8 protein-coding genes and 1 pseudogene are annotated in these 12,273 nt (G+C 62.7%); 1 reads left to right on the forward strand and 8 read right to left on the reverse strand.

Annotated elements, in window-relative coordinates; all coding sequences use genetic code 11:
• Nucleotides 1–20: 20 nt before the first annotated feature.
• A complete protein-coding gene (locus ACIBG0_RS36885; protein ID WP_397039334.1) occupies nucleotides 21–1,133 on the reverse strand; it encodes a hypothetical protein in 1,113 nt (370 codons plus the stop codon).
• Nucleotides 1,134–1,864: 731 nt separating this feature from the next.
• On the opposite strand from ACIBG0_RS36885, the gene ACIBG0_RS36890 reads away from it, so the two are divergent.
• Nucleotides 1,865–2,350: a hypothetical protein gene (locus tag ACIBG0_RS36890; RefSeq protein WP_397039338.1), complete on the forward strand. Its 486-nt coding sequence runs from the start codon at nucleotides 1,865–1,867 to the stop codon at nucleotides 2,348–2,350.
• A 93-nt stretch (nucleotides 2,351–2,443) separates the two neighbouring features.
• On the opposite strand, the gene ACIBG0_RS36895 is transcribed toward ACIBG0_RS36890, so the two are convergent.
• The 7 genes and pseudogenes from ACIBG0_RS36895 to ACIBG0_RS36925 form a co-directional block, all read right to left on the reverse strand.
• Nucleotides 2,444–4,591: a hypothetical protein gene (locus ACIBG0_RS36895; RefSeq protein WP_397039340.1), complete on the reverse strand. Its 2,148-nt coding sequence runs from the start codon at nucleotides 4,589–4,591 to the stop codon at nucleotides 2,444–2,446.
• A 358-nt stretch (nucleotides 4,592–4,949) separates the two neighbouring features.
• A complete protein-coding gene (locus tag ACIBG0_RS36900; RefSeq protein WP_397039343.1) occupies nucleotides 4,950–6,764 on the reverse strand; it encodes an acyl-CoA dehydrogenase family protein in 1,815 nt (604 codons plus the stop codon).
• Nucleotides 6,765–6,863: 99 nt separating this feature from the next.
• Complete coding sequence (locus ACIBG0_RS36905) at nucleotides 6,864–8,375, reverse strand: flavin-containing monooxygenase (protein ID WP_397039345.1); 1,512 nt, start codon at nucleotides 8,373–8,375, stop codon at nucleotides 6,864–6,866.
• Nucleotides 8,376–8,505: 130 nt separating this feature from the next.
• Nucleotides 8,506–8,898 carry a hypothetical protein gene (locus ACIBG0_RS36910; protein ID WP_397039439.1) on the reverse strand — a complete coding sequence of 131 codons (393 nt, stop codon included), beginning with the start codon at nucleotides 8,896–8,898 and terminating at the stop codon, nucleotides 8,506–8,508.
• A gap of 378 nt (nucleotides 8,899–9,276) precedes the next feature.
• Nucleotides 9,277–9,663: pseudogene (locus ACIBG0_RS36915) on the reverse strand (GAF domain-containing protein); the annotation flags it as partial.
• 640 nt (nucleotides 9,664–10,303) lie between these two features.
• Nucleotides 10,304–10,777 (reverse strand): hypothetical protein, encoded by a 474-nt coding sequence (locus tag ACIBG0_RS36920; RefSeq protein WP_397039348.1) that lies wholly within the window; start codon nucleotides 10,775–10,777, stop codon nucleotides 10,304–10,306.
• Between the two features lie 85 nt (nucleotides 10,778–10,862).
• Nucleotides 10,863–12,116: a cutinase family protein gene (locus tag ACIBG0_RS36925; protein ID WP_397039350.1), complete on the reverse strand. Its 1,254-nt coding sequence runs from the start codon at nucleotides 12,114–12,116 to the stop codon at nucleotides 10,863–10,865.
• Nucleotides 12,117–12,273 lie beyond the last annotated feature (157 nt).

A 12,273-nucleotide genomic window follows, 5' to 3' on the forward strand; every position in this document is an offset into this window, starting at 1 on the left:
CCGATCAGTGGTGGCCTGGGTCAATCGGGCACCCCACCGAACAACTCCGGCGGGATGGGCGGAATCGACAGCTGCGCCAGGAGATTCGCCGCCGAATCGACGACCGCGTCAACCACCGGCACAACAGCACCGACGATCGCGTCGACCACCGGCGCAGCCGCATCTACGAGGTCTTGCACCACATCCGGCACCGGGATGGGCGCCGGTATGGGTTCCGCGACCGCGGTCGCCTCGACAGAGAGAGCTGCTGCTCCCGAGTCTTGTTCGGGAGCTGGATCCGACGGCGCGGTGTCGGCCCATGGCGGCTGCACCGGTGTCGAGTCCGTGCTCGCACCGACGGCTGCGGCGATGCCGCCGCCGATGACAGCGCCCAGCCCTGCGCCAATCACGACGCCGGGGATACCGGTAACTGCGGAACCGATGATAAGACCGCAGATCGCCCCGGCAGCACCGCCCGGGATCGCCCCGATCCCGCCCGCGAGCGATCCCACACCTACGCCGACCGCGGTGCCGATCACTGTGCCTACTGCGGCACCGACCGCGGTGGTCCCAACTCCGAGGACCTCGGCACCGGCGAGTCCGCCGACAGCTGCGCCGGTCACGGTGGACAAAGAACGCCGATCGGATTCCTCGCGCGGGACACCGGCCTGGTCGTACCGGATGGCGATCTCGGTTTCGATCCACCGCGACCACTTCTCGATCTGCTCAGCAGTAGGTTCGTCGACAAAGTCAGGCACCACGAACTCGGCGTCACCGATGCGGATCATCCGCGGATCGGGTTCCGTGGCCGGGGGCGACTGCTCCTCGACGATCACCTCATCCTCATCAACCGCATCGTCGCTGCCGCCCGAATCCTCACTAGATGGCGCAGCGGGTGCGGGGGCCAGTAGGTGCTGTGGTTCGGGGGCGGGGCGATCGGGCACCGATTGCGGCGGCGGATCCGGAATCACCGAGGGCGGTCGAGGCGGAGGGGCGGGTTGACTGGGCGTGGTCACCCCGGCTTGCCCGCCTGGTGTAACTCCCGCCTGGCCCGGGTCAGCTGTGCTGGTACCGGCCATGCCAACTGCGACGGCGACCGGCAGCGCACCGACCATCACCGCTCGGCGTAGCCGACGCTGCTTCGACTCGTTCATGCCTGATGCCCCTCATTTCGAGACCGAGGTCTCCACGGATGTCAGCCGAATCGGGTCCATCGACGCCACTAAGGCACGACACTTCAGGCGGCCGCAGACGCACGTCGGCGGGAGCCATTCGATTCGGAAAGCCGCTCATCAGACTTCGGAGTTGGTTGGGCCGAAGTGAAAAAGCGACGCTACATCCGGATCCGCCACCAGCGAGATACCGGGAAACCCCAACAACAGGGCGCACTCGTACTGTATGCCGAGTCGGCTTCAGCCGCAACGATCTTCCGCAGCCTTGCACTCGCGCCCGGCTCAGCGCGGGCGTGCCACAGCCGCGAAGGCGACCGTGCCTGCCGGGAATCGCCTCGGATAGACAGAGCACCTTCCTATTCGGACGCCGTCTCGCTGAGCTGGATCAGCCTTATAGGGTTCATCGGAAGGAACAGATCACCGAACGAATGATTTTGGAGGACAGTGACTTTCGTACTCCGCCCGGCAGGCTGGCTCGCAGCCCTTAGTGATCCAAAATGATCGGGTCTCCGCACCATGGAGGGACTGAACCTGAAACTCGTTGTCACGGACACGAAACCGTCGTTGATCATCAGCATTACGCCCTGTGCTAGGCTGAATCTGCAGGAAGAGTCTTAGCACTGGGATTGATTACGATGGACAGAAGTCGTGCTCAACGAGCCGCTGCTGCTAGATGGAGCGGCGGTAACTTCGGAGCCGACCAGGTCGAGCATGTGAGCCTGGCTGTGCTTGCTGCTTGGTGCGCACGCGCGGGCCTGGATGCGACCACACCGAGTCGCGACCATGTCCGCTACGACTGCATCGTCGCCGACACTGGTCTGAGCTGGGTGCTTCCCGTCATGGTGAAAGGCGTTGCGCGCGATGGCATGTCCGTCGCGCGGAAGAACGCCGACTTTCCGGGCGTCATCGCATGGGTATTCCTGGGTAGACACGATGGCGGCCTCGACAGTCGCCGCGAGACGACCATCGTGGTCATGGACGCACGCACGGCCTGGAGCCTGCCGACACGGTTGGGTCTGCAGATCGGAGACGACGATCCCAGCTACCGGTGGCCATCGATCACCCAAGCACTCCGTGACGAGCTGACCGATAAGACGGCTGCCACACCTCAAGACCTGCGGTTGCTCTTCGAAAAGCACGGCTGGCAACCAGATGACGCGGACCGCCCGAAATCCTTTGAACCGGTTCGGGATACGTAAGATCGGCTCCAAGGGCCGCCTCGACCATCTTCTTTACAGCCTTCTCTGCTGCGGAACTCGGTGTAGTGGTTGTGATCGGTTGGGGCGTCCGGCTCAGTGTCCTAGTCCATTGCGGCGTTGCGTCGGTTGTTGATGGCGCATCGCGTTGCGACGCTGATCAGGCTTCCATTGCCTGCTTGTCGGACCGGGTGAGGCCTTGGGTGGAGAGGTCGCCGAGGGTTGTTCCGGAGTCGCGGTCTGGCCGCGGCGCAGCGCGTCGACCTGGCCCAAGCGGTTGCGCACACTATCAGGGACTGTCGCGGGGTTCAGATTGCGCTGGGCACCGCTGTTGTCCCAGTAAATGAATCCCGTCTGCAACGCTTGGATCATCGATGCTGCGTCGGCGAATACCGTGGCGGCCTCGGCGATTCGCCATTCCGGGTAGCCCGGGTAATCGACGTAGCTGCGAGCAACCCATTGGCCGGCCTCCGTGCCGACGACAAGTTGACGCCCGGGGTTGCGGGTGTCGAGGAATGACACGGTGTGGTTGTCCAACGTAGTGGGATCGATGGGGCCCCATTGCTGCTCGGGCATGGGGGCGAGAACGTATTCGGCTCGACGGGTAGGGATTTCGACGTGGGGGTCGTGTCCCATGGTGACAATCATGGATTTGAGGACGGTTTTCTCCCCCGAGGTCAGATCAGGGTGGTTGGCCACTCTTGTTTGGAGATGGCGATGTTGCTCCGACAGGTTGGCGCGCAGCGAGTTCCGCAGTGGCGCTTCGGCCTCGGCGGAAACGACACGTGTCAACTGGTACATCCTGATCAGATTGTCGATATCGCGGCCGCGGACCGTCATGTCCTGTGCATAAGGGGCGCTGGCCAGTTCCTTCGCGCGCATCTCGATCGCCGCGGCACTCGGCATTGCGAAGATGGGCGTGTACCCATCGGTCGGGTTGTTCACCGCGCTGGCCATATCGTCGAGTACCGCGATGCGGTCGGTAGCTGTGAGCGTGGGATGGGGCAGGAGTTCGCCGATCCTTTCGCGGACTTCCTCGATTCGGGCGGCTATCACCGCCTTTCCATCCGACGACGTATTCGGCCTGTGTAACACGATGTTCAAGTCATGATGCTGGTCCAGCGCGATCTGTAAGTCTGCGCCCACAAATCCCGACGAGGCCACGGTGAGTGTGGAACTCAACGCGTTCGGGTGTGCTCGTTTGGCTTTGTCGGCGGCGGCCAGTAGCGGCGTCCAGTGCTCGGCTTGATCAGCCAGATGTGGGAGAGCGAGCATGTGTGCGATCTCGGTGCCGAGTTGGCTGAACCGCGATTGCGTCATCTCCCGGCGAGTGATGCCGGGCTCCCCGACGGAAATGTCGAGGAGTTGAAAGGTTGGCTGGTCGTTGGCAGCCAGCTGGTATTCGGCGACCATTTCGGCCAGGCGCGTTCGGTCGACACCGACGATGCCTGTGACGTACGCGCCGTCGTAGTCGACGCGCGCCGCTAGTTCTGCCGCAACCACATTGGGGGCTGCTGGTTCAGACGACTGCGAGGTTCTGGTGCCGTCGGGTTTGGTGTGAATGATCGTGGCGCGGACCGGGGCTGCGTCGGCAGGCTCCATGACGCATTGCACCCGCAGCCATTCGCGCGCGTGCCGTGGGCTGTCGAATCGCTGCTCGCGCAATAGTTGAAACTGCTGGGATTCGGTGGATCGCTCCAACACCGCAACGAATCTTCCGGCCGGGCGCGCCAACGGCATCAGGTCGACCTCGTCGACACGAGCGACGGCGAACGCTCGGTCGGCGTCGAGGATGCCCTCCAGGGCCACTGCGACATCACCGCGGGCCACGGTGCGCTTCGCGGCAAGTTGCGTGTCGTCCGATTCCCGCACGAACTCGGCAGTGATCTGCTCGTAGAAATTGATCAGCTGTGGAAATACCTCATGCGGATCGAAGGACCGATCATCTCCGAACCGTTCGAAGACCGATCCACCATGATCATCGCCGAGCGCGGCCAGAAGTCCGGGCCCCGAGCTTGTCATGCTGTAGAGCTGGCTGCCGACGTAGCGCAGATTCACCGAATCGGTGATCCGGACATGATACCGAGCAGGCCCGATGGCCGATTCGTCGGCGGCGCGGATCTGGCTGCGCAACCATGCGCGTGCGACTTGCGGTTTCTCGAAAGTCCCCACAAGGGACTCTGGATCGTCACCGGTCAATCGCGTCAGTGTGGCCTGATATCGCCCACTGGAAGGATGTGTCATGGCAGGGTCCGCTCTATGGAGGCCGCCGGGCGACCGAACCGTGGCCACCGGCCCGCCGGTGTTTCGGGTTATGCCGTTGGACCCACGTGCCGCAGTTCCTGCGGCACGTCACGGTTCGTCGCTGCGGGGATGGGTTTCTGCTGGGCATTCAGCGAGCCACCACGAAGCGGCCACGAAAGTGACGATTCGGAATTGGAGGCGCTACATCCGGAACCGCTGCCAGCGAGAACCGGGTAACCCCGACGAAAGCGGAGCGCATTTGTACTGTATGCCGAGACTTCTTCTGGTGCAACGCAGTACCGGCGATCCCTCAAGGCCTATCGAAGTCGCCGCATCGAATAGCTGAGTCCTATTGGGCTCACTTGGTGTCCGCGAACTTGTGCCGCCAGTTGAGGATGTCGAGCCACCCGATGATGTAGCTGTCGGCATCGATGACGGCCGGCAGTGCGGGAACATCGGCAGCGTCGACCAGATCTGACAGATGCCCAGCCAGGGTTGAAAACCGAGTCGACAGCGCGTATTCCACTTCTAGGGCACGCTCCTTGGAAAACTGGCCGCGTGAGGCGAACCAGGTCGCGTGGGCACTGATTCGCTCCAGGCAGTAGACAGCTACGAGATCATCGACAAGCGCGACTGCTTCGGGCTCCTCCACGGCAACAGCGCATGCCGAGAGGGAATCCGCTGCCATTCGCTCCATCGTCGCGACATAGACCTCGGTAGCCGAGGAATCCGGACGCACAGAACTCGCACCACTCCCGGCCCTGGCTCGGGCATCGGCTGTGACCGTTCGCTCACGTTCCTGGACCATGCTGTGCCACCATGGCAGCTGCTCACCCCGCGACTCGATGTACAGACCAGATGTGTCCATGCCTGACAACGCGCGCCCGGCGGCGACCTTTAGCGCAGAATTGGCACCTTCGGCAATTCCGATAGCGAGTACACGCAACAGGTAGTCTCCGATGAGATTCACGCTCGAAATCCCCTGCGCACCACAGATTTCAACGCAAGTCTCAAGAACATAACGGGCGGTTTCCGACGCCGCCGGTTTGATGAGCATGTCCAGAATCGCCGCACTCGGATCCCGCGCCTCGTGACGCGCCCGAGCGAGGTTCGTCAACGCGGTGAGCGCGAACAGGCTCGACGCGCACGACACCAGAGACTCTTGTGCACCGTCGCGGTCGGCCAACAGGACCTCACCAGAGGTGGGCCGTTGATTGGCGTAACGGCATGTGATCGCCCATCCGGCGCGCGCGCTGGCCAGTGCGGCGCCTGCGAACAACACCCGTCCCGATCGCAGGGCGCCGGAGCTGTGGTGAAACCGCTGGTGATGGCTGAGGTCGCACTGGAATTCGGCATTCTCATCGAATCCGGCCGAGGGCCCGCTGAGGAGGGCATGTTCTGGGAGGACCATTCCATCGAAGCGGAACGCGGCGTGGTCCATAGGCGGGCCGAGGGTTGTCGGTGGCAACGACACGATATCGACACCGTCAGCGACGCGATCGCGATTCCGCAGGCGCACCACAAAGGGCCAGACACCTTCGTCGCGGCCATCAGCGATGAGACGGGCAAGCAGGACGAACGTCTTCGCGACCCCCGCCAACCCGACGTTCGGCCACATCTTGATCGCCTCGGCGCTGGAGGTGTGTAGCGTGATCTTCCGCGCGTCGCGGTGCCAGACTGCGATGGTTCCGAGCCCGAGAAGGTTTGTGCCGTAGCCGAGTTCGGTGGCCGCCAATCCTCCGACCGCGCGCACGTCGTCCAGTTCGTCCAGGCAGCTGAGCTGATAGGGCTCGTCCGTGCCGAGTGCTTCGATGGTCCCGATGCCGAGATTGAAGTGGCTCAAAAATGGCAGCAGCCGCGGCGCACGGACCGCTGCACCGTCATATATCGCGCACAGCAGCCCGAAATCCTGAGCTATTGCGCGTGAGGACCCACCGAGCCCGGCAACCAGCTCCCCGAGCAATTCGTAGCCGCGCCGGATTTCGTCACTGTGAGTTCGTCCGGGGACCGGGCGATCGTCCAGGGTTTGCAGCAGCGCACGGACCCGTGCACGCTCTTTCTGGTCATCGCCAGCGATGCACCGGCTCAGCGCGATATTCGTTGGCCGCCTTGCTCGACTGGAATGTACTGAGCGCCAATAAGATTTGCCGCTGTGTGTGGCGTGGGTGGTCATGAATCTCCAAACGTCGTGTGGTGCCTGATCTGCAGGGATTGAGGGAGGTCGGTGTCGTCGTGACGCGCGTTGGTGGACCACGCGGTAGAACTGACTCGTTCATCCGATCGACCCCGATCGCGCCCGCTGCGATGCGCGGGGTGCTGTGAGGGGGACGAATGTCAGGGCGGGATCGCGGCGCGCGTATGACGCGAATGCACGGGCGGACGCTGGCCATGGGTTGGTGATCCGTGAATCGGAATTCCCTGCGCGGGGGGCTTTGTACCAGCTGTTCACCCCGGTGGGCCAAATCGTGCGGGCCATTGCGTGGTTGAGCCACTGCCGGTACTCGGCGATTGCGTGTTCGCCGATCTCGAACGCTACCGCTCCGGATTGGCGACGCAGAAGCATCGCCCGGACTATCAGCCCGATCTGGCTCTCTTTGATGGCGATATTGGAGTTGTGTGTGATAAATGAGTTCGGGCCGTGCAGCATCCACATATTGGGGAAGTTCCGGACCGCGACGCCGAGGTAGGCATCGGCACCATCTGCCCACTGTTGGTGAAACTGCATACCGCCACGTCCGGTGATCCGGATCGGCTGCAGGAACTCGGTCGAACGGAAGCCGGTGGCGTACACGATCGTGTCGACGTCTCTGCGACGCTGATCGCTGGTGATGATGCCGTCGGAATCAATGGAGGTGATCGGATCGGTGATGAGCTCGACGTTGGGTAGGTTGAGAGCCGTGTAGTAGCGGCTGTCGACAACGATCCGCTTTTCTCCGAGCCGATAGCCAGGCGTAAGGCGCGCACGCAAGGTCGGATCCGGAACGCGGCGGCGAAGGTGCTGACGTGCTATCCAATTCATAGGCCGGGCCGACCAGCCTTCGGTCATGATCGGCCCCAGAATCCGATCGGCTCCGAGGTAAATGGCGGCGCGGTAGGCACTATGCAGTATGGGAAACACGGCAAAGGCCGACCGGGTGATAGGGCCGAATCGAGTTCGAGGCTTGGGAAGCACCCAGTTCGCTGTGCGTTGGTATACGTCGACTCGACGTGCGACGGCTGCGATCTCGGGCAGCATTTGTGCCGCACTGGATCCGGTGCCGATGATTGCGATGTTGCGTCCGGCCAGATCCTGGCTGTGGTCCCACTCTGCAGTATGGAAGGCGCTACCACGGAAGAGATCTCGTCCAACAAAGTCGGGGATGTAAGGGCGGTGAAGCATTCCCACCGCAAATACAACCTCGTCGGCAGCAACAATGGCGCCAGCGGCGGTGGTCAACGCCCACCAACCGGTGTCGTGATCCCAACGGGCATCGGAGATGGCGGTGCTCAACTGCAAATGCGGGCGGAGTGATTGGTCGTCGACTATCTGTTCCAGATATCCTTGAATGGCTTTCTGTCCGGGATATCTCGTCGTCGGATCACGGTAGGGTTGAAAGGAATACGAGTAGAGGTGTGATGGAACGTCGCAACACGCCGCGGGGTAGGTGTTGTCCCTCCAGACGCCGCCGAATCGGTCCGCCTTCTCGAAAATTTTAAAGTGTTCTATGCCGGCTTTTTTCAGGCTGACGCCCATACCAATTCCTGCGAAACCGGCACCGATCACCGCGACGTCGAGATGATCCATAGCTCCTGCCTCAGCGTGAATGCCGTCAGCCGATTCCTGCGGGGCCGGACTGATGGCTGATCTCGTAATGTGTTGATCCACTGATCTTTTGATCGCATGACGACGTGTCTCCTGCGCCGGTCACTGTCCGTCAGTCCTGTGCGTTGCATTGATCGAAAGGCCTGGTGGATCGGGGATTCCGGGAGAGGTGGTGATTGTCGGCGGGTTGGTTTTCCACGCGCAAGTCAAGGCATGCCTGTGGCGCGACGTCGCGTGTGAGAACCGTTAGCCGGGCGTGCACGGTGACCCACGGGGCTGTGCCGAACCGGAGGCGCCATGTGATGTGCGCTTGATCTATGCCTGCGAGTAGCCGAGCGCGGATCTGTGCCACTCTGGCGAGATCATCGGGATGGGTCTCGGGGATCTCGTACATCCACAGGTCCAGTGGAGGCGGGCCTGGCGCGATCCACAGATGCACCAGGCCGGTCACCAGATCGGTGACGCCGACCGCGTGGTAGGGCTCGACCGGGATCGTTCGTATCAACCGTGTCAGTAAGGTTGGCGATGGGACCGGTTTTGTGTCGCTGATGTCATAGACGAGTGCGCGAATAGTCCGCCCATGATCGGCACGGACGCTGGCCGCGGCGATGTACAGGTTCCTCCGTGCACGGGTGGTGATGCCCACGGTCACCGCTGTGCCGCACCAAAGTTCGGTCGACTCAGCGGATGCGTCGAATAGCCTCAGTAGCCCGGCTCTGTCCTCGAGGTCCTCGAGATGCCGCATGAGGTCCGGGAGCGTCCTTGTCGCAGAGTCATCGACGGCGCTGTCGAGCAGGTGCTCGAGCGTCGGATCGGTGGAGGCGAGGCCATTGCGAGTGTTCCACCAGGTCAGTGTCCCGACATCGGGTCGCGGCGGTACTGGTTGAAATCGAGGTCCTGCCCAAACATGGACGGCAGATACCTCGTCGGTAGGCGTCAGCACGGGGACTGCAATGATCCTCATGCGCACGCCCGACGGCAGATACACGGAGCGAACCTGCGCCTGGTGACTGCTGATCGCAGCGCCGATTGTCGAGGGAAGATGCTGACTCACAGTGCTACTGCCCGCAATACGCGTGCGGCTCAAACGCGTCCACCGCCGCGGATGCGCCCCCTCGCCGACAACCCACCATGCCTGCGGATCCGCCAGCGTCGCAACCAGCACCCAGGGACTTGCAGTGTCCCTACCGGCTTCGGGCCGACCCCTGCGATCACGTTTGACAGTGGGTACCTCAACGACAATCTGCTGGCCCGAATCTGAGACGTTCATCGGCCGGTCTCACTATCCAGTTGCGCAGCGCGGCAGCACCAGATCCGGCGCGTGGACGCGCCACTAGCAAAGACCGCGTAGGCATGAGCTCTGCCGCATGTCGGTGAGCCTGGTCGCCGGGGGCGATGCCCGCGGACTGTCAAAGCAACGTTAACTCCGAGAGTCAGCGCGGAAATCGTTGTGGGATAGAGGAGCTCAGTCCAAGCCATTATCATCCCACCTACTGCGATAGACCGCGCCCGCCGTCACCGTTGTCGTATCCGACGGTCCTTCTGGAAGCCGGGTGTCGCACGCCCCACGCACGGCAAAGGCTGCCTTGACCAAGCCCAGACGTTCAGTCGCCATTCCCATCACCTCTCCGCGGCAATCTGCGAAGACCTCAAACGCCAGAACAGCTCTGCCCTGCAAACATCCGAAGTGCACATCAACACCGCGACATCGGATTCGGCGAGTTGTAGGACAGGCATGGTGTTGCGACGACAAGGCTCCCGAGTCGATGGCGACCCATCGAGCGCAACCCAGACCAGCACGCCCACAAGCAGCAGTGCAGCCAAACTTGCTACAAACCCGACCAGCGGGAATGGGTCACCGGAACCGCAGGTACAGAGAGTGCCGTCTCCGAGGTGGTCGCGCATGATGCTCACGGTCGATCCACATTTCGGTGCAGGCGTGCACGTGCATTCACCGCAGCAGCAAAACGAGGAATCCACCGCCGTCGTCGCCGTCGGTGCCTCGCGATGGGCAAAACCCCATCTCGCGGGTGGGTCCGTGACAGATCAATCCACGTTCCCAGGGACAGGTCCCGCGTGTAGATCACAGCAGCGACCGTGATCCCGTTCGCTGCAATCTGTTTCGCTACCTCGTCGACGAGTTGGCTCGCTCTGGCCAGATCGCCGATCGTTCCAACAACGATCACGACAATCGTCGTGGCGCTGACCGATGCGGGGATGCAGGCGCTGACTTGCAGCTGGCTGATGCGCCGGTGCATGGTGTCGGCGACGAAACCGTCCTGACGAAATCCCACGATGACTAGGCCTGAACCTGCCCCTGTGTAAACCTTCCGAGCCTCCGTGAGCGCGGTTGCCACTACGTCGAATTCGATGCTCGCGCTCATGCCGACACACTCCAGCCCCTACGATCGGGCAGCTCCAGCACTGAAATGGATCGAGGCGGACGTTGTGAGTCGATCATCACGAGGCTCACCCGTGAAGGTCGTGCGATACGGCAGCGAACCATTCCGCAGTCTGCTGGGCGGTGCCATCGCTGCCGTAGCCGGTGTGGTTGGCGATAACATTCCCGTAGTGAGCGAGTACCGCCGGATTAGCCAGATCGGCGTTATCGGCCAAGTTCGCGGCCACCGCCGCACCGATCTGTCCGACCAGCCGAGGAATCTGGCCGATGGGATCGGCAACGATGGCTGTGGCGATCCGGCTGATCTTGTCGGTGGCCGCTTCCGTCTGCTGCGCTGACGGATCGGATATGCGCGGATCAGCAGAATCGGCCAACCGCTGCGAAACCGATTCGCCGGGAAGGTAATTCACCTGTCCGTCTGCGACCTGGATGTCCTCCAATATCACCTGATTGCTTGCTTTTGCCACCGTCGACGACCACGCGGCGCCCAGCGACTGCACCGCCGCGATCGGATCAAGGAAGTCGGCTTGCGCGGCGATCCCAGCAACTGTGCGAAGTGCAGCTGCATGCCCAGGGGCGTCACAACTGAGATCACCGGCGGCACAGAACTCACCGACCCGGCCAGTCAAATCACCGAAACCTGTATTGTCCGCAGCGATTCCGCCGGTGCCAGGGACCGCAGGCAGCCGCACCTGCGACGTGGCTACCCCATCGGTGTCAGGCGGCGCATCGGGCGTTACCTGACCAGGCCGTCCAGGGATCGGTTCCGCACCATTGGGTCTCGTCCAGTCCGACATCACTGCTACCGCTGCAACTTGGTCGGCCGAGACAGGGCCTTCTCCTGCGCCGGTCCGCCGGGCAAAATCTGCCGCCACACCGCCGCCTTGGCTGAACCCTACGATCGCGAGCCTGGTACCAGGGCATTGAGCGATCACGGCCGCGGCCGATGCGTCCAGCCGCGCCTGCGCAGCAGACACCGAGTTTGCGAACGTTTCAGTGCCGCTTCCGGTTCCTGGCGCACCACCGAACGCCGCGTCGTAGGGAATGGTCGCATGCTCAAGGTCCACGCCTTGGGCCATCATCGGCTCGAAAATCTGGCCGAGCATGCCGGAATTCGCGAAAGGATCTGCGTTGGGCGATGATTCGCTCGTGCCCTGCACCCCGAGTACGTACAGACCAGGGCATGAACCTGACAAGATCGGGACGGCGCTCTCGTCAGCGGACGCGGTTCCCGTGACCGCCATGACGACCGCTGTGCACGCCGCAGCGCCTAGTCCGACGCGGGTAGGTGCGCAAACTCGGCGAACTCGGTGTTTGCTCATTCGACTACCGCTTCCATCAGAAGACCTACATGCGAAATTCCGGCCGGGAACAGGCCGCGGCAGTCATCGTGATCTGATTCGGTTGAGACGAAACCGTCTGCAGTGCCATTGATTTCGTCGGCACCAGGATTCCGGTCGCTGCTAGCCGGCGGTAGGG

The organism is Nocardia sp. NPDC050630 (assembly GCF_044457245.1).
Taxonomy (GTDB): domain Bacteria; phylum Actinomycetota; class Actinomycetes; order Mycobacteriales; family Mycobacteriaceae; genus Nocardia.

What these genes read in the sequence shown, in the direction of transcription:
- ACIBG0_RS36900 (WP_397039343.1), bottom strand. Translation starts at nt 6,764, where the DNA reads ATGACCACCCACGCCACACACAGCGGCAAATCTTATTGGCGCTCAGTA.
- ACIBG0_RS36920 (WP_397039348.1), bottom strand. Translation starts at nt 10,777, where the DNA reads ATGAGCGCGAGCATCGAATTCGACGTAGTGGCAACCGCGCTCACGGAG.
- ACIBG0_RS36885 (WP_397039334.1), bottom strand. Translation starts at nt 1,133, where the DNA reads ATGAACGAGTCGAAGCAGCGTCGGCTACGCCGAGCGGTGATGGTCGGT.
- ACIBG0_RS36905 (WP_397039345.1), bottom strand. Translation starts at nt 8,375, where the DNA reads ATGGATCATCTCGACGTCGCGGTGATCGGTGCCGGTTTCGCAGGAATT.
- ACIBG0_RS36895 (WP_397039340.1), bottom strand. Translation starts at nt 4,591, where the DNA reads ATGACACATCCTTCCAGTGGGCGATATCAGGCCACACTGACGCGATTG.
- ACIBG0_RS36925 (WP_397039350.1), bottom strand. Translation starts at nt 12,116, where the DNA reads ATGAGCAAACACCGAGTTCGCCGAGTTTGCGCACCTACCCGCGTCGGA.